The organism is Sphingomonas sp. UYAg733 (assembly GCF_054057355.1).
On record NZ_JBSRZE010000020.1, the window covers coordinates 36,021 to 56,041 of the forward strand.

The 20,021-nt window shown below is 62.0% G+C and carries 17 protein-coding genes; 5 read left to right on the forward strand and 12 right to left on the reverse strand.

The window, feature by feature from the left end; all coding sequences use genetic code 11:
• Window positions 1–492 precede the first annotated feature (492 nt).
• Together cueR and ACVWZA_RS19975 are read right to left on the reverse strand one after the other, a co-directional pair.
• Entirely contained in the window at window positions 493–876 is a 384-nt protein-coding gene (gene cueR, locus ACVWZA_RS19970) for a Cu(I)-responsive transcriptional regulator (RefSeq protein ID WP_457313195.1), read from the reverse strand.
• A complete protein-coding gene (locus tag ACVWZA_RS19975; protein ID WP_457313211.1) occupies window positions 873–3,143 on the reverse strand; it encodes a heavy metal translocating P-type ATPase in 2,271 nt (756 codons plus the stop codon). Before ACVWZA_RS19975 ends, cueR begins: the two co-directional genes overlap by 4 nt.
• A gap of 489 nt (window positions 3,144–3,632) precedes the next feature.
• Between ACVWZA_RS19975 and ACVWZA_RS19980 the strand changes: the two genes are divergently transcribed.
• Window positions 3,633–4,787, forward strand: coding sequence for a hypothetical protein (locus tag ACVWZA_RS19980; protein ID WP_457313196.1), 1,155 nt, complete (start codon window positions 3,633–3,635; stop codon window positions 4,785–4,787).
• Window positions 4,788–5,326: 539 nt separating this feature from the next.
• On the opposite strand, the gene ACVWZA_RS19985 is transcribed toward ACVWZA_RS19980, so the two are convergent.
• The 10 genes from ACVWZA_RS19985 to ACVWZA_RS20030 form a co-directional block, all read right to left on the reverse strand.
• A complete protein-coding gene (locus tag ACVWZA_RS19985) occupies window positions 5,327–6,289 on the reverse strand; it encodes a hypothetical protein (RefSeq protein ID WP_457313197.1) in 963 nt (320 codons plus the stop codon).
• Window positions 6,286–6,984 (reverse strand): MarC family protein, encoded by a 699-nt coding sequence (locus tag ACVWZA_RS19990; protein WP_457313198.1) that lies wholly within the window; start codon window positions 6,982–6,984, stop codon window positions 6,286–6,288. The genes ACVWZA_RS19985 and ACVWZA_RS19990 overlap by 4 nt, the downstream gene beginning before the upstream one ends.
• Window positions 6,981–8,501, reverse strand: coding sequence for a putative glutamine/gamma-aminobutyrate antiporter GadC (gadC, locus tag ACVWZA_RS19995; protein ID WP_457313199.1), 1,521 nt, complete (start codon window positions 8,499–8,501; stop codon window positions 6,981–6,983). The genes ACVWZA_RS19990 and gadC overlap by 4 nt, the downstream gene beginning before the upstream one ends.
• A gap of 64 nt (window positions 8,502–8,565) precedes the next feature.
• Window positions 8,566–10,221 (reverse strand): pyridoxal phosphate-dependent decarboxylase family protein, encoded by a 1,656-nt coding sequence (locus ACVWZA_RS20000; RefSeq protein WP_457313200.1) that lies wholly within the window; start codon window positions 10,219–10,221, stop codon window positions 8,566–8,568.
• Window positions 10,222–10,811: 590 nt separating this feature from the next.
• Entirely contained in the window at window positions 10,812–11,543 is a 732-nt protein-coding gene (locus ACVWZA_RS20005; protein WP_457313201.1) for a VIT1/CCC1 transporter family protein, read from the reverse strand.
• A gap of 4 nt (window positions 11,544–11,547) precedes the next feature.
• Window positions 11,548–12,564 (reverse strand): glycosyltransferase, encoded by a 1,017-nt coding sequence (locus ACVWZA_RS20010; RefSeq protein WP_457313202.1) that lies wholly within the window; start codon window positions 12,562–12,564, stop codon window positions 11,548–11,550.
• Window positions 12,530–12,883 carry a hypothetical protein gene (locus ACVWZA_RS20015; RefSeq protein ID WP_457313203.1) on the reverse strand — a complete coding sequence of 118 codons (354 nt, stop codon included), beginning with the start codon at window positions 12,881–12,883 and terminating at the stop codon, window positions 12,530–12,532. Before ACVWZA_RS20015 ends, ACVWZA_RS20010 begins: the two co-directional genes overlap by 35 nt.
• A gap of 22 nt (window positions 12,884–12,905) precedes the next feature.
• A complete protein-coding gene (locus ACVWZA_RS20020) occupies window positions 12,906–13,442 on the reverse strand; it encodes a cytochrome b (protein ID WP_457313204.1) in 537 nt (178 codons plus the stop codon).
• 33 nt (window positions 13,443–13,475) lie between these two features.
• Window positions 13,476–14,735 carry a hypothetical protein gene (locus ACVWZA_RS20025; RefSeq protein ID WP_457313205.1) on the reverse strand — a complete coding sequence of 420 codons (1,260 nt, stop codon included), beginning with the start codon at window positions 14,733–14,735 and terminating at the stop codon, window positions 13,476–13,478.
• The gene (locus ACVWZA_RS20030; RefSeq protein WP_457313206.1) at window positions 14,725–16,206 is read right to left on the reverse strand and encodes a multicopper oxidase family protein; all 1,482 of its coding nucleotides are present in this window, start codon (window positions 16,204–16,206) and stop codon (window positions 14,725–14,727) included. Before ACVWZA_RS20030 ends, ACVWZA_RS20025 begins: the two co-directional genes overlap by 11 nt.
• On the opposite strand from ACVWZA_RS20030, the gene ACVWZA_RS20035 reads away from it, so the two are divergent.
• From ACVWZA_RS20035 to ACVWZA_RS20050, 4 genes are all read left to right on the forward strand, one after another.
• Entirely contained in the window at window positions 16,094–17,005 is a 912-nt protein-coding gene (locus tag ACVWZA_RS20035) for a response regulator transcription factor (protein ID WP_457313207.1), read from the forward strand. The genes ACVWZA_RS20030 and ACVWZA_RS20035 overlap by 113 nt on opposite strands.
• 55 nt (window positions 17,006–17,060) lie before the next feature.
• Window positions 17,061–18,347, forward strand: a complete 1,287-nt coding sequence (locus ACVWZA_RS20040; RefSeq protein WP_457313208.1) for a sensor histidine kinase — start codon at window positions 17,061–17,063, stop codon at window positions 18,345–18,347.
• A gap of 105 nt (window positions 18,348–18,452) precedes the next feature.
• Entirely contained in the window at window positions 18,453–19,001 is a 549-nt protein-coding gene (locus ACVWZA_RS20045) for a DUF3833 family protein (RefSeq protein WP_457313209.1), read from the forward strand.
• Window positions 19,002–19,053: 52 nt separating this feature from the next.
• Window positions 19,054–19,737: a ferritin-like domain-containing protein gene (locus ACVWZA_RS20050; protein ID WP_457313210.1), complete on the forward strand. Its 684-nt coding sequence runs from the start codon at window positions 19,054–19,056 to the stop codon at window positions 19,735–19,737.
• Window positions 19,738–20,021 lie beyond the last annotated feature (284 nt).

Genomic DNA, 20,021 nt, shown 5'->3' on the forward strand with positions numbered 1-20,021 from the left:
ATCGCAGCACAGGCCTTTGCATTGCGAGTTCGCATGATTATCAACCATCCGTCGTGTGATGGTGTCAGGTCTACCGATGTTTCCGCATTCGCCAAAGGTCATTTGCTGCTGGCAACGCGGCTCGCTGTTGAGACGACACTTCGCCGGGAGATCAGCCATTCCCTAGACGAGGACGATGACCCATAATCGGTCATTTAATGCCCTCCAAGACATTCCCAACTCCGGACACTCGTTCATGCGGGCTTGCCGAGCGCACTCGCCGCGCGGAATGACGACAATTGGGACTTATCTGCCGTTCGAAGCGGCAGCGACCGCTATTGCTGCAAACGGACGAAACATCCGTCCCTGCGTGACCTGCGCACAAGCAAATGTCGGGGCCGGTTGCTGATCGGCTGCTCCTAGGCCGGCCAAGCAAGAAGTTGCCCCGGGGCAGGTGTCACAGCCGTTCGGTGTTAGCCCTCGCGGCGGTCGAGTAACCCTTAGCCGTGCAACCTATTCAGCCAAATGCTCGATGATAGGGCAATCGGGGCGATCATCCCCGTGACAGGACTGAGCAAGTTCAGTGAGTGATCGGCGCATGGCTTCCAAGGCGCGGACCTTGCGGCCCAGTTCGGCAGCGCGCGATTGCGCCAAGGCCTTTACTTCGGCGCTCGACCGCGCGCGATCCCACCAGAGTCCCAGCAGCGTGCGGATTTCGTCGATCGGGAATCCTAGGTCGCGCGCGTTGGCGATAAAGCGCAGCCGATGAACGTCGGCATCCGAATATTCCCGGTAGCTCCCGCGCCGGGGCGGCAAGGGCACCAAGCCGATTTTTTCATAGTGGCGGATCATGCGCTGCGAGATGCCGCTCGCATCCGATGCCGCGCCGATGTTCATAGCTTCACCGTGTTGAGCCGCAGCGCGTTGAGGACCACGGTAAGGGACGAGAGCGCCATCGCCGCGCCCGCCAGCATCGGCGAGAGCAGAATGCCCGCTACCGGGTAGAGCACCCCGGCCGCGACGGGCACGCCGATCCCGTTGAACAGGAACGAGAAGAACAGGTTCTGGCGGATATTCCGCATCGTAGCGTGTGCGAGCTTGCGGGCACGCACGATCGCCGAGAGATCGCCGCGCGTGAGCGTTATGCCGGCGCTTTCGATCGCCACGTCCGTTCCCGTGCCCATAGCCAGACCAACATCGGCGGCGGCAAGGGCGGGAGCGTCGTTGATCCCGTCGCCCGCCATCGCGACCTTGGCACCGCTCGCCTTCAGTTCGCCGATGATACGCGCCTTGTCTTCCGGCCGCAGACCGGCGCGCACGTCGTCGAGCCCGCCGACGGCGCGCGCGACCGCATCGGCGGTCGTTTGATTGTCACCAGTCAGCATGATGACGCGGAGCCCTTGCTGGCGAAGTGCGGCGATTGCCTCTCCGGCATTGGCGCGAACCGGATCGGCGACGGCGAGCAGACCGGCAAGAGCACCGTCGATCGCCACCAGAATGACGCCTGCGCCGTTGGCGCGATGACGATCGGCGGCCTCTTCGAGCGGCTTGGGATCAGCGCCGACCCGGCTCATTTGCGCGGCGTTCCCGATCACCACCGAGCGGCCGCCAACCGTTGCGCTGACACCCAAGCCGGTTTGCGATGCGAACTGGGCGACCGTCCCAAGCTTCAATTCACGTTCCTTGGCGGCGACGACGATCGCGTGGGCGAGCGGGTGTTCGGATTGCCCTTCCACAGCGGCAGCAAGGGCGAGCATGTCGTTTTCCTCGACCGCGCCGACGGTCTCAACGGCGATCAACGACGGCTTCCCTTCCGTGAGCGTACCAGTTTTGTCGATGACCAGCGTATCGACCTTCTCTAGCCCCTGTAGCGCTTCCGCGTTCTTCACCAGTACGCCGGCTGTCGCGCCACGTCCTGTGCCGACCATGATCGACATGGGCGTGGCGAGACCCAGCGCGCAGGGGCAAGCGATGACGAGCACCGCGATGGCGTTGAGCAGCGCATGGCCCATCCGCGGCTCAGGACCGACCAGCGACCACACCACGAACGTCGCGATAGAAACCAGAACGACCAACGGGACGAACCAGCCAGACACCCGATCGGCGACCGCCTGGATTGGAGCACGGCTCCGCTGCGCGTCCGCGACCATACGGACGATGCGCGCGAGCATCGTATCCGACCCGACCGCGCGGGCTTCCATGACAAGGCTGCCCGTGCCGTTGACCGTTCCCCCGGTGACGGCCGCCTCGACCTCCTTGAGGACGGGCGCGGGCTCGCCGGTGAGCATCGATTCGTCGACCGAAGAGCGTCCCTCGACTACGACGCCATCGACAGGGATCGCATCGCCAGGGCGAACACGTAGCCGATCGCCGGCCGCTACGTCGGCAAGGCTGACTTCCTCCTCGGACCCGTCCGATCGCACCCGGCGGGCCGTCTTGGGGGCAAGATCCATGAGGGCGCGGATCGCGCGCCCCGTCGCTGCCCTGGCACGCAGTTCAAGGACCTGTCCGAGCAGCACCAGCGCCACCACCACCCCGGCCGCTTCGTAATAAACCGGGACCACGCCCCCGTGCATTCGGAAGGTCGGGGGGAATATGCCGGGCGCGACCGTCGCGACCAGGCTGTAGAGGAAGGCGGCACCGACCCCGATCGAGATCAGCGTGAACATATTGAGATGGCGGGTGCGAAGCGAGGTCCATCCCCGCTCGAAAAACGGCAAGCCTGCCCACAGCACGATCGGAGCGCTGAGCGCGAGCTGTATCCAAGGTGAAGAGGCAGGACTGACGACATGGATGCCGAGCATTTCGGCGACCATCGAGATCGCCAGCAGCGGCACGGCGAGCACGCCCGCCACCCACAGCCGGCGCGTGAAATCGACCAGCTCAGGATTAGGGCCATCGTCGAGCGACGGTTCTTCCGGTTCCAGCGCCATGCCGCAGATCGGGCACGTCCCCGGTCCCTCCTGACGGATTTGCGGGTGCATGGGACACGTCCAGATCGCTCCCGGCGTCGCTGTTGGCTCAGGCTTCGGCTTGTCGCCGAGATAGGCAACAGGGTTGGCGACGAACTTGGTCCGGCAACCGGCGCTGCAAAAATGATAGGTTTGTCCGGCGTGCTTGGCATGATGCGCCGTTTTCGCCGGATCGACCGTCATCCCGCACACCGGGTCCGTAACCGTCGCCGCGCTCTCGGCGGCCTTGCCGCCAGAGCAGCAACCGCTCGTTTTGCTGGTTTGTTGTGCCGTCACTTGTACATCCGAGCAGCAGGACGAGGGCGCAACAGCCGCCTCCGCCGCTGCTTTTCCCGAACAGCCGCAGCCCGTTGCATGGGATCGGGATTGTGGGTCGTTCATGACATGAAACTCCTTCGACCCAAAAGCATGTAGGATCTGACATCATGTCAGGGTCAAGGCCTATCCGCTGCGATGGTCAACTATCGGAATCTACGCGGCGCAGGCGGTTATGCATTCTTGCAAAGCGCTAGCAGGCTGCATTGGGCCGAACCGTCGCTGTTGCCAGCTCGCGTTGATGGCGCTGCGCCGCCGAGCAGCGCGCTCAACCGTGGCCAGCACCACAACGGGCCTTCCCGCACGAATTGAGTCGTGCGCTGTCCACGATCGGTGACAGTCGCGGTGCCGCCAGCGGAGCTACGAATGTCTGATCCACACCCTATGAACCGAAATTGGCGTTTACGTCTGTCCGCGATCACCACGCCGCTGGCGTCCATCTTTGGCAGCGGGTTCCTGGTAATCGTCTCTGTACTGGGCGGCAGCGTCGGACCGTGGTCGGCACCGGCAATGGCGGCGATATGCCTACTTGCCTACGCCGTTGGCTCAGTCATCCGCCACAACATTCGCCATGCCGAACCCCTGATCGCAGCCGACGACACGCCACGACACGTGACAATCCTGTCCACGGTTTCCCAGCTCGCTTTGATCCCTGCTTATGTCATATCGGTCACGCTCTACATCCGGATACTGGCATCGTACGCGCTCGGCTTTGCCGACATAGATAGCCCGTTTGCGGAGAAGGTACTGACCACCGGCGTGATCAGCATCGTGCTCGCCCTCGCGGTGACAAAGGGGCTGCGCGCGCTGGAGTCAGCTGAGAAATGGGCGCTCGCAGGCACCGTTGTGATCATGCTGCTGATGCTCGGCGCATTCGGAGTTTACGACGCTCAAGCCCTCGCGAAACATGGCATCATTCTGCCCACTGTGCCGGGCACCGACGCCTGGCATATCGTTACGGTACTCGCGGGTACATTGATCGTCGTTCAGGGGTTCGAGACGACACGCTATCTAGGCGGCCAGTTTGAGGCCGAGACGCGCATCCGAGGGTCGCGTGACGCGCAGATCGTCTCGAGTGCGGTATATATATTGTTCGTGGCCAGCGCGACGCCACTATTTCATTTTTTGCCCCGACAGGTCGCGGACAATGCGCTGATGCAACTCGCGGGAATTGTTGGGATCTGGCTCACCTATCCGCTGGTGCTGACCGCTATTTTCAGTCAGTTCAGTGCTGCAGTCGCTGATGCGATCAGCGGATCTGGTAGTCTCATAGAGGTCTCTCGAAGCACGCTTTCCAAGCGCACGACTTACCTCCTCATCTGCAGCTTTGCCATCGCGCTGTGCTGGGCCACGACAACCTTCACCATCCTGGCGCTCGCTTCGCGCGCGTTCGCCTTCTATTATCTCATGCAGTGCCTCGTCGGCATCGCAGTCTCGAAAAAGTTCGAAAACAAAGCGCTCTTTTGCCTGATCGCGCTAATCCTCGCGTTCGTAACCGCATTTGCAACGCCGGTCGGGTAACCACGACAACATCGACATTCCGACCGCGCGGCCTGCAAGCGCATGGATTAAAGGTCGACCGGATACTTTGGGCTCAGGTGGCTAGCCTCTCGGAGCCTAAATCGGGCGCGCCCGCTTGCGAGGTTCGCATCATTCGAACAGCCGGTTCCGTCGGGAGCGGACGTTCATCAGTTATCGCGCCAACGACCGGCTTTGGTCGACTCCAGCCGGTCGCCCGGATCGGCGACAAGTGGGACTTGCCAGCCATTCCCGTCTGGACGGTTTAATGTCGGCTTCAAACGGGAGCGGACATTCGCGAGTCGAGATTCGATTCGCTTTTGAATTGGCAAAGTTGGCCGATTTCGGTCTTTCCGGCTTTTTAGGCGAAGTTCTGAGATACCCGCAGTCTCATTGTTCCGAGTTTTCACAATTGATGCAATTGATACCGAAAGCATAGAGGACATTGGGGCTGCGGTGTCCCTCGCGTAAGCGATCCAGCAGCGGCACACTACAAGGTCGCGACAGCCACTTCCCGTTCGAAATTGCAGGCAAGTTCGACGCTAGAATGCTAAGGCGATCGCGACTTGCGGTGCGATATATGAACGCGTGTTTTTACCAGCGAACGATGCTTCGACCCCTACGATGATCCCGGCCCTCCCCGACCAATTATATTCGATCGCCGGAGCAATCGCCGTGCTGGAGGCGCGGTTGCCGCTTGTCGCAACTGGGGTGCCGAGCCCATCGATGCCTAAAAGATGCACGCGGCTGGCGTCGCTGCGAACGAGATCGAGCGCTAGCACCCAACGCTGATCGATCGCGTACCCGGCGGCGACGCCCATCTGCGTCGCAACGCTCGGTCGTGCACGCCCAAAAAACCCTGCAGTGGTGCCATAGACGCTCGAATCCCGCACTTCTGGCGACGCGAGCGGCTCGGTCACTGATGCAAACAAGCGAACCCGCATCGGGTGCCCGCCCTTCGTGTCGAACAAGGATTCGACCACGATCCCCTGCTTCGCCAGGGTCGCACCTCCTCCCAGTCCATTGAGTGCTGTGCGAAGATGGTCGTAGCGACCAGTGGGGAGCACCAGTCCAGCGCTTGCAGTGATCGACGGCGATCCGGTGCGACCATTCTCCTCTTTAAGGCGATATTCGAGTTCCACCGGAAGATCGGCAATCCCCATACTCCGTGCCGAGCGCCCGTCGGTCGAGCGGACGAAGGTCGGTAGCGCCTGAAAACTCAACCGGTCGGTTATGGCATATTTTACGACGAGCACGGTCTGCGCTTGATGGACGCCGTTGCCGCCAGCCTGCCGATGGCCGTCATTTTCATATGCTCCTGTATCGATCTTATAGATCAGATACGGCTCAATCGCGAGAGTGCCAGCCTTGGCGAGCGCAGGCGAAGACGCCTCTAGCGAGCCCGTAAACCACTGGTTTCGCACTGCCGGATCCGCCTCTTGGGCGGCCGCCGCGCAGGGCAAACCCAGCGCAACAAGGGTCACGAAGGCCCGCGACGTTCTCATTTCACCATGTTCCCAACGCCAAGCCCGGGGAACAGCACAAGCAGTGCGCTGGCCATGCCGCCGACCGCGATCGCGACGACCAGCAGGCCGAACACCTTTTCGGTAATGAGCAGCGCCTTTTCGCCGATCACGCGGGTGATCGGTGCCGCGAGGAAATCGAGTGCCACGATTATTGCAGCGTTCACAAGTATTGCGACCGTCGCCGCCAGATATACCGGTCGGTTACCACTGCCCCAGGCAATAACTACCGAAAGGACGCCCGGCCCTGCGTAGATGGGAAAGCCAAGCGGCATGATTCCGACTGAAGACGGCGACGGCGCGACAACGCGACTTGTCGCCACCGGCACGTGAGTGTTCGACGCGCGGTGATGGTGGCTCACCTTTGGCTCCTCGTCGGTCGGGGTCGGCGCGTTCAGCATCCGCCACCCGATCACGCCGATCACCGCCATGCCCGCGACACGCAGCGCCGCGACGCTGACTCCGAACACCGAAAGCGCTGCGTTGCCAGCGAAAAGCGCTAACAAGCCAGCGATGACATAGGTTGCCGCAGCAATCAGTGCGGTGCGGCGCTGACCGCCTGCAGTCTGCCCCTCAGTGCTCGCCACGAACAGCGGCAAGATCGCGATGGGCGCGGTGATCGCGAACAACCCGACGATCATCGTGACCAGCGCGCTGGTATCGAGCGCGCCGGTCATGCGACAGCCTCGAAAGGCTCGAAGTCCGAATCCGCGGCTTTCCATTCGGGCTTGTGGAAAGCGTAGATCAGGAATGGGATTGCTAGGAATAGCGCAGACCCCGCCATCAGCGTGCCGATATAAAGGACCGGATTGCCGGTGCTGATCTGCGCGGGCGGAATGAAGCTGAACCCTAGCGCGACAACCGCGCCCGCCAAGCCGACCAATCCGACAAACCACATCCCAACAATGCCGCCGGGAATGCGGAATGGGCGAACGCGGTGGGGTTGAGAATAGCGCAGGCGGATCGCGGCGACATATAGCAGGACGTACATCACGAGATAAATGATTGTCGCCATCTGGCTGAGCAGTTGGTAAGCCGATTCAACCGAAGGCAGCACCGAGAAGGCGATGCAGAGCAATGTCACGAGCAACCCTTGCAAGAGCAGGATCGCGACCGGCATGCCGTGCGCGTTCGTCTTCTGAAGGAGATTCGGCAGATAGCCCGCTTTGCCGACGGCCAATAGCCCGGTCGACGGTCCGGCAACGATCACGCTCACCTGTCCCAGCACGCCAAAGGCGAGCATTGCTGCCATCACATTTCCGAGCCAGGGCAGGCCAAACGAAGCCCATAAGGCATTGTAGGTAACGAGCAGACCGCGATTAATATCGATAGCCTCGCGGGGCACGACCGCGCCCACGGCGAGTGTGCCAAGAACAAAGATTACCACGACCATTACAGTCGCGATCAAGACCGACAAAGGATAGTTGCGGGTGGGATTGGCGAGATCCTTCACGTGGACAGCCTGCATTTCCATACCGGCAAAATAGAGAAAGACACTCGCTGCCAGCACCATACTGTGAAAATTGCTAAAATCGGGGATCAGGCTACTGCCGAAATCAAGGTGCATCGGCTTGCCGCTAACGAGATAGGCCACGCCCAGCCCAATCAGGATGGCGCCGGGAATGATCGTGCCGAACAGGCCACCGAGCGAGCTCAGCCGCGTTGACGAGGCCATGCCGCGGAACGTGAAAAGCGTGACTGACCAATAAACAGCCAACAGCACGACGATCGTGTAGAGCTTGTTGTTGGCTAGCGCCTGGTCAAATGTCGGCGGCCACCAGATGTAAGCAAGCGCAGCTGCGGCAAAGATCAGCACGGTCGGGAACCATATGACGATCGCCTGCCACTGATAGTAGATCGCTGCGAAACCCCAGCGCGGGCCGAACGCCTCACCAATCCAACGGAACACGCCGCCTTGCTTTGGGAAAGCCGCAGCGAGTTCGGCGGCGACCAGCGATACCGGTATTAAAAACACGATCGCGGCGAACAGATAATAGAAGATCGACGCCATGCCATATTCGGCCTGTGCCGGCATGCCGCGCAAGCTCACGATCGTCGTCACGTTCATGATCGCGAATGCCAGCATGCCGATCACGACTTTGGGTTGCGTTTTAGTCTGTCCGCCATGCGCGAGCCAGCCCGCGACTTTCGGCGTGCCGCCAGAATCGGCGACAGGAAGGGAGCTCGCGGTCATGCAAATAGCCTTGATGAAGCACGCCACCGACCGAAGTCGGCGGCGTGGAAAGAGATCGGAATGATCAGTGGTTCAAGACTTCGTCGCGCGCCTCTTCGACACAGCGTAACGCCCAGTGCATCGTTTCGGGTGTGATGAAGACGTTCATTGGAAACGATTTGAGTGCGTAAACGACGGCCTCTGTATCGGTGCCATCGCGGTTGTATAAGGTGTCGCGAAAGCCAGTGCTGAAGCTCATGTACGGCGTATACTTGCCGTCTATCTGCTTGCCGGTGCGGAACCATTCGAACAGCTTGTTGCCAACCGCTTCGGTTAGATGGTTGTGCTTGATCAGGTCACTGCGCAGTGCCGGATCGCTCATCTCACGCTCGTATTGCACGTGGGCATCGACGCCCTTTGGATAGACGCGGAACAGTGTGATCAGCCCGCTATCGTCGGGGTTGACGCACACCATGTCAGGATGGCTACCGAGAAGATCATAAAGATAGTATTTGGTCTCGAGGATCCCGCCAAGGATCGCCTGCATGCCTTCCTTGCCGAAATATTTGAGCGTGGCCCAACCGGCAAGTGAGCCCGATGCCGTGCGCGAAACTTCGAGCGTATAATACATCGGATTATATGGCGTGCGCGCCTGTAGATAGGCATCAGCGCCTCTCCGATGAATCGATTCAAATTCGGTCGCGTCGCGATACAGGAAGCAGCTACTGACATAGGGTGCCCAGCCGACCTTGTGGAAGTCGATGCCAACGCAATCGGCAAATTCGAGCTTGCGCATCGCGTCGCCGTTGCGCTTCAGCACGGGCAGGATGCGGTCGGAGAACTCGAGCGGATTGGCCTCGAAATCATAGTCCTTGAAGTAAATCCACGACCAGCCGACCACGGCATCGGCATACAAGACTGCCTTGCCGAAGCCTCCGGGATTCGGGTGCCGATCCATCACTTCACGCACTTGGCCGATCGGATCGAACGCACTCGCGTCGGTCGTGCCCATCGTGCATACGACGGTCGCAACTGGAATACCGCGAGCGGCGAAATCGGTAAGCAACTCCTCGAGATGACCCAAGTCCATCTGGTTTGTCGCTACATCGGTGCGCACATGGACGATATTGTCCATGCCAAGCCCGAGCCAGTCGGTCGCATTCTGCTGCACGTAATGTGCCTGCTGCGAACAGATCACCTTTGCGTCGGTCCGCACGCCTTTTTCCCGCGAATCCCTCAGTACCCGAGTGAGCCCGTATTTCAGGCCGTACGTCCAGCAGCCACCTCCGCCATAAGTGTAGATCGCGCCGCTGTTGACTGCGTTCCAGCCGAACATGTTACTCACCATGCCCGCAGTCTCGAGCTCAGCACGGTGGACGTTCCAGGCATATTCGCCCTCAAGGATATTGGCGGAGAAAACCTGCGACAACATCGAGGCAACGACCGCCGCGGTATTAGATTGCGGGATCACGTTGCACATCGTCAGCGGGTTGCCCCAATTGGGCGCGCCTTCGAATAGTTTCACTACATCGTCGAGGACCGCGTCGAGATCGCCCATTGCTTGTGGCACGGTGATATTCTTCACATCCGGGTAGGAGTATGTAAGGGCTGGGTTCGTGCCGAGAAACGCCGGGCCGCCTTTTTTAGGCCGCAGCATGTCCAGCTTCTCGACGAACTTACCGATCTGTCGTGCGAGCGGATCGTCCTCCCCACGAAAGGGCGAAGGAAATTCGCTCGCCATTTTGGCGTGATATTTCGCCCATTTCGGCGGGTTTGGCGACGGATCCGTTTCAATAGCATCGTCTACCGAGGATGCGTGAGCGATGGCTGCTGAAGCGTGGGTGCGGTCGTACATGGCAATACCTCTGATCGTCGAAGGAGCGGCGCGAAGCTCTCCCATCGAACTATCGCAAGCAGCATTACAGCCTCGGAAACTACGCAGGAGGGTCTGAGAGTTTCGGAGCAGGCGCGTTTTTTAGGCTTCGATTCGAGAGACTTTCGCGCCGTTGGACATTACTGCATAGTAAGTGGCGTCACTGCTTCAGCCGCCGGGATCTCCGAGGCTTTGGGAGCCTGCAGGAACGGCGCATGCCTCTGTGAATGGCGACAAATTGACGTGTCGCAGAACGACCGGTTCGTGGATTGCGCACTGCACGTTATGGCAGAAGCCGCCGTTCGCCGTGTGGGACCGGAACGACCGAGGCTGGTCTACTGCTGCCGACGCCTCTTGGGACAAAGCCGTCATTCGATGCGTGCCCATTGAACGGCAGCTCCGACCTAAACCGGCCATCCGTGCTGCATGCATCTGACTGCATGTAATGGGAAGGCGAATTAGCCGACTGCCGTGTGGAACACATGGCCGACGCCCGCCGTCACCGCCATGGCGATCGACCCCCACAGCACGACCCGAAGCACGCCTGGCACAACCGGCGCCCCACCCGCGTGCGCCCCTGCCGCGCCGAGCACCGCCAGCATGACGACCGCGACAGCCGCGATTGCCCACACTACACCAGTCACCGGCGCCAGCACGGCGGTGACGAGCGGCGGGAGTCCACCCGCGAGGAAGGACCCGGCCGAAGCGATCGCCGCCTGGAGCGGGTTGGCGGTTGAGGTGTCGGTGATGCCGAGTTCGTCGCGCGTGTGCGCTTCCAACGCGTCATGCGCAGTAAGCGCGCTCACCACTTCGATGGCGAGGGGCTTGGGCAGGCCGCGCTTGATGTAGATCGCAGCGAGCTCGCGACTTTCGTGCTCTGGGTCGGCCCGGAGCTCGAGCCGTTCACGCTCAATATCGGCCTTCTCTGAATCCGCCTGCGAGCTTACCGAGACATATTCCCCGGCCGCCATCGACATCGCTCCGGCGACGATCCCCGCCACACCGGTGAGGATGATCTGCGACGGTACGGCGGCAGCGGCGGCGACGCCGACCATCAGACTAGAGGTCGAAAGCAGCCCATCGTTTGCGCCGAGCACCGCCGCTCTCAGCCAACCGATCCGCGTGACGAAATGCGTCTCGCCATGGCCCTTGGCGACCGCGTCGTGTGCGCCGGCATCCTGTGATTTCATCTGATTATTCCTGAGACTGGGATTGGTAGGTATCGAGCGCATCAGCGATCGCGTTCGCGGCGGCATCCGCACCGTGCTCGCCGCGCATGGCGTGAGCAATGCGTGCAGCATTGGCGCGAAAGGATGGCTGGCGCAGCAGGACGGCAATCTCCCGGGTGGCGCGCCGCACGGTAAATCGACGGGGTTCGAGGCGAAGTCCAACGCCCAATCGGACAAGGCGTGCAGCGTGGTCGTGCTGGTCGCCCATGTGCGGCACGATCAGCTGGGGCTTGCCAGCGCGCATCGCTTGGCCAGTCGTGCCGACACCGCCGTGATGAATGATCACCGCCGCTTTTGGGAAGAGCTGGGAGTGGGGCGTGTATCCGCAGCGTAGCACGTCGTCGTCACGACGCGGCGGCGCCGCGCCGCCTACCAACAGGATCGCGCGCATGCCCAGCGAGTGCGCCGCCGCAGCAGCCCTTTCGTAGAAACCGCCGGCGCCATCGACGGCGAAGGTACCCAGAGTGAAAACAAGCGGCGGCGGGCCAGCCGCAAGAAAAGCAGTGATCGCAGGATCCGGCGCGTGATCGCCGAACTCTGCGCCGTCGAACTGCGGAAAGCCGACGATCCGCGTCGCGCCCGCGGCATCGCGCGGTAGCGCAGCCAGCTGCGGGGAATAGCAACCCAGCCGCAATAGCGCGCGATCCGGCGCGTCGAGCAGCGCCCTTGCTCCAGTAGGCGGCAACCCTTCCATGCTTCGGGCGCGGTCGATGCGTTTTCCATACAGGCGGTCGAGCACCGAGCGAAGCGCGCCATAGGCAAAGCGATTCCAGCGAGCGCCAGCCGCGCCGACTGGCGCGCCACGCATCATCCAGAAATCACGGGTATGCGGCGGATCATAGGCCGACAGCATCGCCATCGGCTGAAGAATGACCGAAATCATCGGCACATTGTTTTTCTCTGCGACGATCGGCGCGGCGAAGACGAAAACCGAAGCAATCATCGCCTCAGCGTCGGCCGCCACAGCTTCGAGCGCGGTCACGTTGGCCGAAAGTCCGGGCAGCAGGGACCTGTTCGAGCATGACACGTTGATTGCCCATGATCCGACGCACGGCGGCGTCGTGGCTCAGTGCCATGTGCCTGGCGATCGAATCAAAGCCCGGGCGGACGCCAACCGCGTCAAGGCCGGCCTGCACGCACTTTTCCACCTGATCCTCGGGCACTGCCAAAACCGGTGAAAAGCCTCGGCTTCGCAGCGCCAGCGCGATCGCAATGAACGGGTGCAAGTCACCGAGCGTCCCGACAGTCGTGAGCACGATCCTGCGCATAGGCATCGTCTTCCCATCGCGATCGGTTTGCATCAGGACCGCGCTTGTCGCGATATCAGACCATCCTCTGCAGCGTGCGATCACGTACCACGATAGCGTGGTAGAGCGCGCCAAGCACGTGCAGTCCGACGACGACCAGCAATGCGATCGCAGCCGTTTGATGCACGTCGCCGAGCGCCATGCCGAGCGGCGAACCCGGCGCCGACAATGGTGGCAGTGGAACAAACCCGAACAACATCACCGCATATCCACGCGCCGACGCGTTCGCCCAGCCCAAAAAGGGTAGCGCGATGAGGAAGGCATAGAGGCCTGCGTGGGTCAGACGCGACACCCATTGCAGCGCCAGCGATAGGGATGCCGGTGCAGGCGGTGGTCGATGTGTCAGGCGCCAGACCAGGCGCACAAAGACGAGCAACAGAATCGCGGTGCCGATCGACAGATGCCACGCGATCAGCCCGAGCGGCGCGACGCCGCGGTGGATATCAGGCATCGTCCAAGCGACGGCGAACTGAACGATCAACGCACCCACAGTGAGCCAGTGCAGCGTCCGCGCGACTCTGTCATACCGCTCACGATCAGCCGTCTCACGCATCGCATCCGTCCTCGGTCGTAATTGGTACAAGGCTCAGTAAGCCGGCCCGCTAGCGCAGCGCGCGCAGGTCGTCAGCGTCTGGACCAATCGCACGCCAGCGTAGACCCCGGCGCGGTCCGCGACGCGCTCGCGCGCGACGCTGAACAGAACCAAGCTCTGCGAGGCGAAATTGCGTCCGAAAGTACCGGTGTAGATCCGGTCCTGCTGCGTCGGCTTAACCGGATCGGTCGTCCAGCGTTGCGTTGCGGACAGGTCGAACTGCCATGGCCCCTGCATATACTCGGCCGCCTCGGTGGCATAGTTGCGATCGCTGCCTGGCATCCCGAGATAGTTGGCGCGGCGCGCGCCCTCCACATAGAAATGCAACTGCGTGTAGCGCCGCTGGAGCGTACGGCGCACCGTATTGCCGAGCGGAATCGCGATATCGCCACCGAGCGTCGACCAGAACTCGCCGCGCGGCACGCCGTAGGTGCGCCCCCAGCGGATCGCGCTCGCCTGGAAAGTCGCCTGTGCGCCGTGGCCGACCGGCATGTTGAGCACGTCATAGGTCACCGAAACGTTGGTCGGCAGATGTGTGTTGCCGACCCCCCCGTCCTTATAGTGGATCTGCCCCTCGTCGTACGGGAAGCTGCGGTGCAGCGGTGAGCGGTCGACCATGAAGGCCGACACCGAAAGCTGCTGCCAGCCATATTTCTCGCTGCCGAACACGTGCAGTTTCTCGACGCCGAGCATCTCGCTCGGCTCATAGCCTTGGTCAGGCTCTTCGATGAAATCGGCCGAGAAGGGTCCGGGCAGTAAGACATAGGCGCGGCCGAAATTCTGCACGAACTTGCCGACGCGCCACGTGCCGTAGCGGACGTAGAGCTCCTTCATCTTGCCGCCGATCTTGCGTCCCGCACCCTGGTTGACGAACAGGTCTTTGTTGGGGTCGTCGGCCGGCCGCGGTTCGCGCGCCTTGAACTGAAATAGCCCGTAGAAGGTGAGCTGATCGCTGGTATCGACCACGAAGGTGGAATCGAAGCGCAAATAGGGTTGTGGTCCGCGGTTCGGACCGGCGTCCGCCGCCAGCCCCGAGAACTCGAAATTGGCGAGCGTGTCGAAAGTGAACTTAGGATAGGATTTCACTGGCTCGGCGCCCATGTCCATGCCGCCGTCGCTACCGCCGTCGCCGCCCTTAACCTTGCCGGCCTGGAGTGTGTTGCCGTTGGTCGTTCCGTCCGATTGCGCGAGCGCCGCCGGCGCCCAGCCGAGCAGCGCCAATACGCCGGCAGCGGCGTACACACTAGCTCGCATGACGACCCTCCGGCGTCAGCGCGCTCATCTTCATGTCGCCCATTGGGCCCTTCTTGGGATCATAGACCTCGATCGTCGCCATCATGCCTTTGTCCTCATGCTCGAGGATATGGCAGTGGTACATGAAACGACCGACGATCCGCGGATCGGTAAATGCCATGCGAATCTTGACCTCACCGTGTATCGGCACGTCGATGGTATCGCGTAGGCCCACGAACGGCTGGGGCTTCCCGTTGATGCTTACGACCTGGAACGGCAGCTGGTGGATGTGGAAGACGTGCAGTTCCTGCGAGGCGTTGCGGATCGTCCATTCCTCGATCGATCCAAGCGGGACCTTCACGTCGATGCGTTTAGGGTCAAAGGTTTGGTGGTTGATGAAGAACAGGCCGGTGGTCACGTCTTCGGAGAAGACCACCAAGCGATGCGCATCAATATGATCGCCGGGCACCGGCACCTGCTTCGGCGCGTTGACAACAAGCGGACCCAGCGGCGTCGGTGCAGGCCGCGACGGATCTGACGCCACAACAACGGACGCCAGTTCTTGCGCGGGAAACAGATCGCCGAGTGGACCGGTATCATTCTTCTCCTGCATTAGGCGGTATCGACCCGTTGCACCTGCGGTTGCCAAGACATCGACCCGTTCGCTCGGCCCGAGCAACACCTCATCGGTTGGTTCCGGCGTCACCAACGGGCGGGCGTCGCGCCCAACGACAATAAGTTTCAGCCCCTTGGCGCGCAGCCGGAAATAGCCGTTGGCGGTCTGACCGCTCATCCGCCAAAGCTGGGTCTCGCCGGGTTGCATTGCGATCACCGGATCGAGCTGGCCGTTGATCGTCTTGACCGTGCCGTGCGCCGGCTTCGGCACGTTGTTCAGTCGGCCCTTGGTGTTCGGCGAGAATTCCTTGAGCGCCATCAACCGCTCGACCAATGGCTTGGTCGCGGGCACCTCATCCTGGAATCCCTCGATGACGAGCGTGCCACTCAGGCCACCCATGACCTGGCGCTCGGCGAAGTCGTGGCCATGAGTGTGATACCAATAAACGCCGGGCGGATGATCCTTCGGGATTGTGAAGATGTAGTCCCAGCTCTCCCCCGGCGCGATCATGCGCATCGAGTTGTCGCCATGCCCCTCGGGACTGACCGACAGGCCATGAAAGTGGACGTTGGTGATCTGGGGCAGCCGGTTGACGAAGTGCATGCGCAGCGTATCGCCAGGTTTCAACCGAAGCACCGGGCCTCCATATTCACCGTTGTAGGTAGCGCCGTCGATCGTCTGCCCGCCGATCAAGACCTGCGTGGGCCGCGCTTCGATGGTGACGGCGAGGACACCGTCGATGCTCCGATAGACGGTCGGGGTCTTGAGCGGCGATGACGCTGGCCGAGCGACGTCCGAGGAGGCATGGGCCCCGACTTGGCTGCCAGGTATCAGCAGCGCCAAGACCAACAGCGGCGTTAAACTTTTGAGTTTCATGTCGGATTGCCCGTTTATTTACGTCATGAGTAACCGGGCCTGCCCGGCACCGTCGACTAAACACGAGTTCACAGTCTGCTATTCAGTTGACGGCTGCGCTCTACGGAGCCGAACAGGAGACGTGACCCACATTCTGCTCATCGAGGACGACGCGGGGACCGCGACCGAGATCGGTCTCGAATTGCAGGCGGGCGGCTACCGAGTGACCCACCGCCTTCGCATTTCCGAAGGCCTGGATGCGGCGCGAAGCGACGACGTGGATCTCCTTATTGTCGACCGTCAGCTACCTGATGGCGAGGGGCTCGATTTGATTGCTAGGCTTCGGGCAGAGGACCGGCGCACGCCAGCGCTCGTTCTGAGCGCGCTCGGCAGTCTCGACGATCGCGTGCGCGGGCTGCGGTCGGGCGGAGACGACTATCTGCCCAAGCCCTTTGCGCTGGTCGAACTCGTCGCCCGCGTCGAGGCGCTGCTGCGCCGTCCGAATGAAACGCGCGACACGCGTCTCATCGCCGGGCCGCTCGACCTCGACCTGTTCGCGGGCGTGGCGACCCGTGCGGGCCGCCCGCTCGAACTGCTGCCGCGCGAACTGAAACTGCTCGACTATCTGGTTCGGCGTCCGGGCCGGATCGTCACGCGTTCGATGCTGCTGCAGGACGTGTGGGGCTACACCTTCGAGCCAAACAGCAATGTCGTCGACGTCCACATGGGGCGGCTCAGGCGCAAGGTCGACGCCGAAAGTGAGGCACAACTCATCCGCAACGTGCGCGGCAGGGGATATGTGTTCGATGTCCCCGTCTAATCCCAGCGCGCGCGCGACCTGGCGATGGGGCGGAGCGATCGCCGGGCTGCTAATCGTGCAGTCGCTCGTCCTGTCCGGCCTTTTCTGGGCGTTGGCCAGTGGGAGCCACATTCGCGCGGCTGACGCGACGTTTGCTGCCGACTGCCGCACGCTCGGAGCACTCTCCGATGCGGATCGTCATGCAGGCCTCAGGCGGATGATTACCGAGGACATTCACCGCGATCGATTCCTCGCTCTGTTCGATCGATCCGGCCGGCTGATGGACGGTAACGTAGCGGCCATTCCTGACGGCGTTGGCCTCGGCGCGGCATCCTCGGTCGCCGACGTCGTCCCGACCCAGCTTCCCGGCAAGACCCGTGACACTGCCCGTCTCAGGCTCTGCGTCATGCCGGATGGCGATCAGCTCCTGACCGGGATCGACCTCGACGAAGCGGAGGAAGCGCTGCTTGTCGTGGAGCGCTCCCTGGTTTTCGGCTTAATCCCAGGCCTGCTGCTCGCAGTTGGATTCGGCATGATCGCGGGCCGCCGCGCGGCGTGGCAGGTGGAGACCGTTCGCCGCCTGACCGAGAGGATCGTCTCGGGTGAACTCGAGCAGCGTCTGCCCGTCGGCTCGCGGCCCGACAGCTTCGGTCTCCTATGTGCCCACATCAACACCATGCTGGATCGGCTCCAGACATTGGTCGCCGACGTACGCGGGGTCGGCGACGATATCGCTCATCAGCTTCGGACGCCGTTGACCCGATTGAGAGCGCGAATCGAACGGGGCTTACGCGAAGCTCAGCACCGCGAGGGGTTTGAGACAGTCGCTGACGCCGCGCTCGTCGAGATCGACAAGCTGCTCGGTATCGTTGCGGCGCTGCTGCGCATTCGCGAACTCGAGGATCATGCCCGCCGCAGCCGCTTCGCGCCAATCGACCTCGCGCATCTGATCGAGGACGCGTGCGAGCTCCACCAGCCCACCGCCGAGGATCGTGGCATCGACCTTCGATGCACCATCTCGGCGCATGTCACGATCGAAGGTGACGCCAGCCTGCTGATGGAGGCGGTTTCGAACCTGATCGACAACGCCATGAAATTCGGTCCTGACGACGGCGTCGTTGCGGTGTCGCTGACCGACGATAACGGCGCTGCCGTCATCACCGTTGCGGATCAGGGCGGCGGCATTCCTACAGCCGACAGGGTGTTCGTAACTCAGCGCTTCTACCGCGGTCGTCATGAATGCGAAGGCGCTGGCCTGGGCCTAAGTCTGGTGAAGGCCATCGCCGACCTGCACGGCTTCACGCTGCACTTCGGCGACACTGGGAGCGCTGTGTCGCTCGTCTCGATCACGAGGAGAGTCTGAACTCGAATTTAGGCAGCACCGCACAAGACAGACGCTACCGTTGTGATGCGCGCTCGGGGTTGTATACCCGGCTCGGCTTCCTTGTAGTCAAAACGAGCCAGATCAATGACCCTCGAGGTTTCGGCAGCGACCCGCCAGACGCTGAAGGGCATGATGGCTCTGGTCGCCATACTCGAGATGGGTGGCTGCGCGACGGGGGAGAAGATGGTGCGACCATCAGTCCCTACTCCGCACTTCGACGCCAGTGCTTTCTTCGTCGGCCGCACGACGGGGGAGGGCATTCTCAAGATCATGTTCCGCCGACCCGAGATCATCCATGTCGACGGCACGGGGCACGTGCTCGGCGACCGGACGATAGTTCTCGACCAGTCGGTCAGACGGGAGGGCCACCGAACGACTCAGCGTCAGTGGCGCCTGCGACCCGAGGGACGCGGCGGCTACGTGGGCACGCTGTCCGATGCCGCCGGCCCGGTGGTGGGGACCGTCGATGGCAACCGGCTCCACCTTGCCTTCAGGCTGAAGGGCGGTCTGCGCGCCGAACAGTGGCTGTCGCTCGATGGCAACGGCATGATGGCACACAATGTCATGATCGTCCGCAAGTTCGGTGTTCCGGTCGCGCACCTCACCGAGACGATTACCCGAGCGCCCGCATGATCATGCCAAGAGAACATGAGAGCCCGCAGCTGGCCCGAGAAAGTGATGACCGATGCTGAAGGTGCTCCGCGATCGATATCTAGACCTGCTGGGATCGATCTACATCTACAACGAGTATCGCGGATACACGGCAATCGACCGCGTCCTCGAGGCCGCCCGCGTCTGCGCATCCGGCGACCCGACGTTTATCGCAGCCATCGAGCGGCATCGCGCCGACGAGCGCAAGCACTACATGATGTTCCGGCGATGGTTTGAGCTTCGCGGGGTCATGCCGCTGCTGGTCGATCGGACCTGCGGGCACATCGATCGGTTCGTCGAGATCATGTTCGGCAAGCGCATCGACGACCTTGATACTCAGGCCATCATCGCGGATCATGCCCAGTTCGAGAAACTGTGCCGGGTGATTTCCCTCACCGAGCAGCGCGGCCACCGTCAGGTGGAGATCCTGCTGCGCCATCCGCTGGTGCGGCATGACCGGGTTCTGATGAAGATCTTCCGCATCATCGAGAAGGACGAGCCGAGCCACTGGCAGCCCTATGATGCATGGCTAAAAGCTAACGGGAAACGCGAACCAATGTGGTGGGAGCGTGCCGTCGATACGTTCATTCACTCGGAACTGCTGTTCCTGAAGCTACCCACGCTCTTCCTGTCGACACGTCTAAAGCGCAGGGCGGAATGGGCGGACGATCGCGATCCGGCCACCCGCCTAGCGTCTGCGTGCGAGTTAGCGACGTAAACTCAGCGCCCAACAGATGATCTATTAGGATGCCGATCGCGCTACCAGGCTGTTAGCGGCGAGCGAAGAAAAACACGTTATGCATCGAACTTACGGGGCGGGGTCCGGCGATGTCGGCTATCGGCATGAGTCGACATTCCCGGCACCGCATCGGAAAGGCGCGTATTGGTCGCTTCCTGCCGACGGTAAACTGTCAATCGGCGCGGCAACGGGGACCGGGATCGGCATGTAAAAGGAGACCACTCACGTGCCGTCGTTCTGGGGGATGTCGGCGTAGGGCGTAG

What these genes read in the sequence shown, in the direction of transcription:
- cueR (WP_457313195.1), bottom strand. Translation starts at nt 876, where the DNA reads ATGAACATCGGCGCGGCATCGGATGCGAGCGGCATCTCGCAGCGCATG.
- ACVWZA_RS19980 (WP_457313196.1), top strand. Translation starts at nt 3,633, where the DNA reads ATGTCTGATCCACACCCTATGAACCGAAATTGGCGTTTACGTCTGTCC.
- ACVWZA_RS19985 (WP_457313197.1), bottom strand. Translation starts at nt 6,289, where the DNA reads ATGAGAACGTCGCGGGCCTTCGTGACCCTTGTTGCGCTGGGTTTGCCC.
- ACVWZA_RS19990 (WP_457313198.1), bottom strand. Translation starts at nt 6,984, where the DNA reads ATGACCGGCGCGCTCGATACCAGCGCGCTGGTCACGATGATCGTCGGG.
- gadC (WP_457313199.1), bottom strand. Translation starts at nt 8,501, where the DNA reads ATGACCGCGAGCTCCCTTCCTGTCGCCGATTCTGGCGGCACGCCGAAA.
- ACVWZA_RS20000 (WP_457313200.1), bottom strand. Translation starts at nt 10,221, where the DNA reads ATGGCGAGCGAATTTCCTTCGCCCTTTCGTGGGGAGGACGATCCGCTC.
- ACVWZA_RS20005 (WP_457313201.1), bottom strand. Translation starts at nt 11,543, where the DNA reads ATGAAATCACAGGATGCCGGCGCACACGACGCGGTCGCCAAGGGCCAT.
- ACVWZA_RS20015 (WP_457313203.1), bottom strand. Translation starts at nt 12,883, where the DNA reads ATGCAAACCGATCGCGATGGGAAGACGATGCCTATGCGCAGGATCGTG.
- ACVWZA_RS20020 (WP_457313204.1), bottom strand. Translation starts at nt 13,442, where the DNA reads ATGCGTGAGACGGCTGATCGTGAGCGGTATGACAGAGTCGCGCGGACG.
- ACVWZA_RS20025 (WP_457313205.1), bottom strand. Translation starts at nt 14,735, where the DNA reads ATGCGAGCTAGTGTGTACGCCGCTGCCGGCGTATTGGCGCTGCTCGGC.
- ACVWZA_RS20030 (WP_457313206.1), bottom strand. Translation starts at nt 16,206, where the DNA reads ATGAAACTCAAAAGTTTAACGCCGCTGTTGGTCTTGGCGCTGCTGATA.
- ACVWZA_RS20045 (WP_457313209.1), top strand. Translation starts at nt 18,453, where the DNA reads ATGACCCTCGAGGTTTCGGCAGCGACCCGCCAGACGCTGAAGGGCATG.
- ACVWZA_RS20050 (WP_457313210.1), top strand. Translation starts at nt 19,054, where the DNA reads ATGCTGAAGGTGCTCCGCGATCGATATCTAGACCTGCTGGGATCGATC.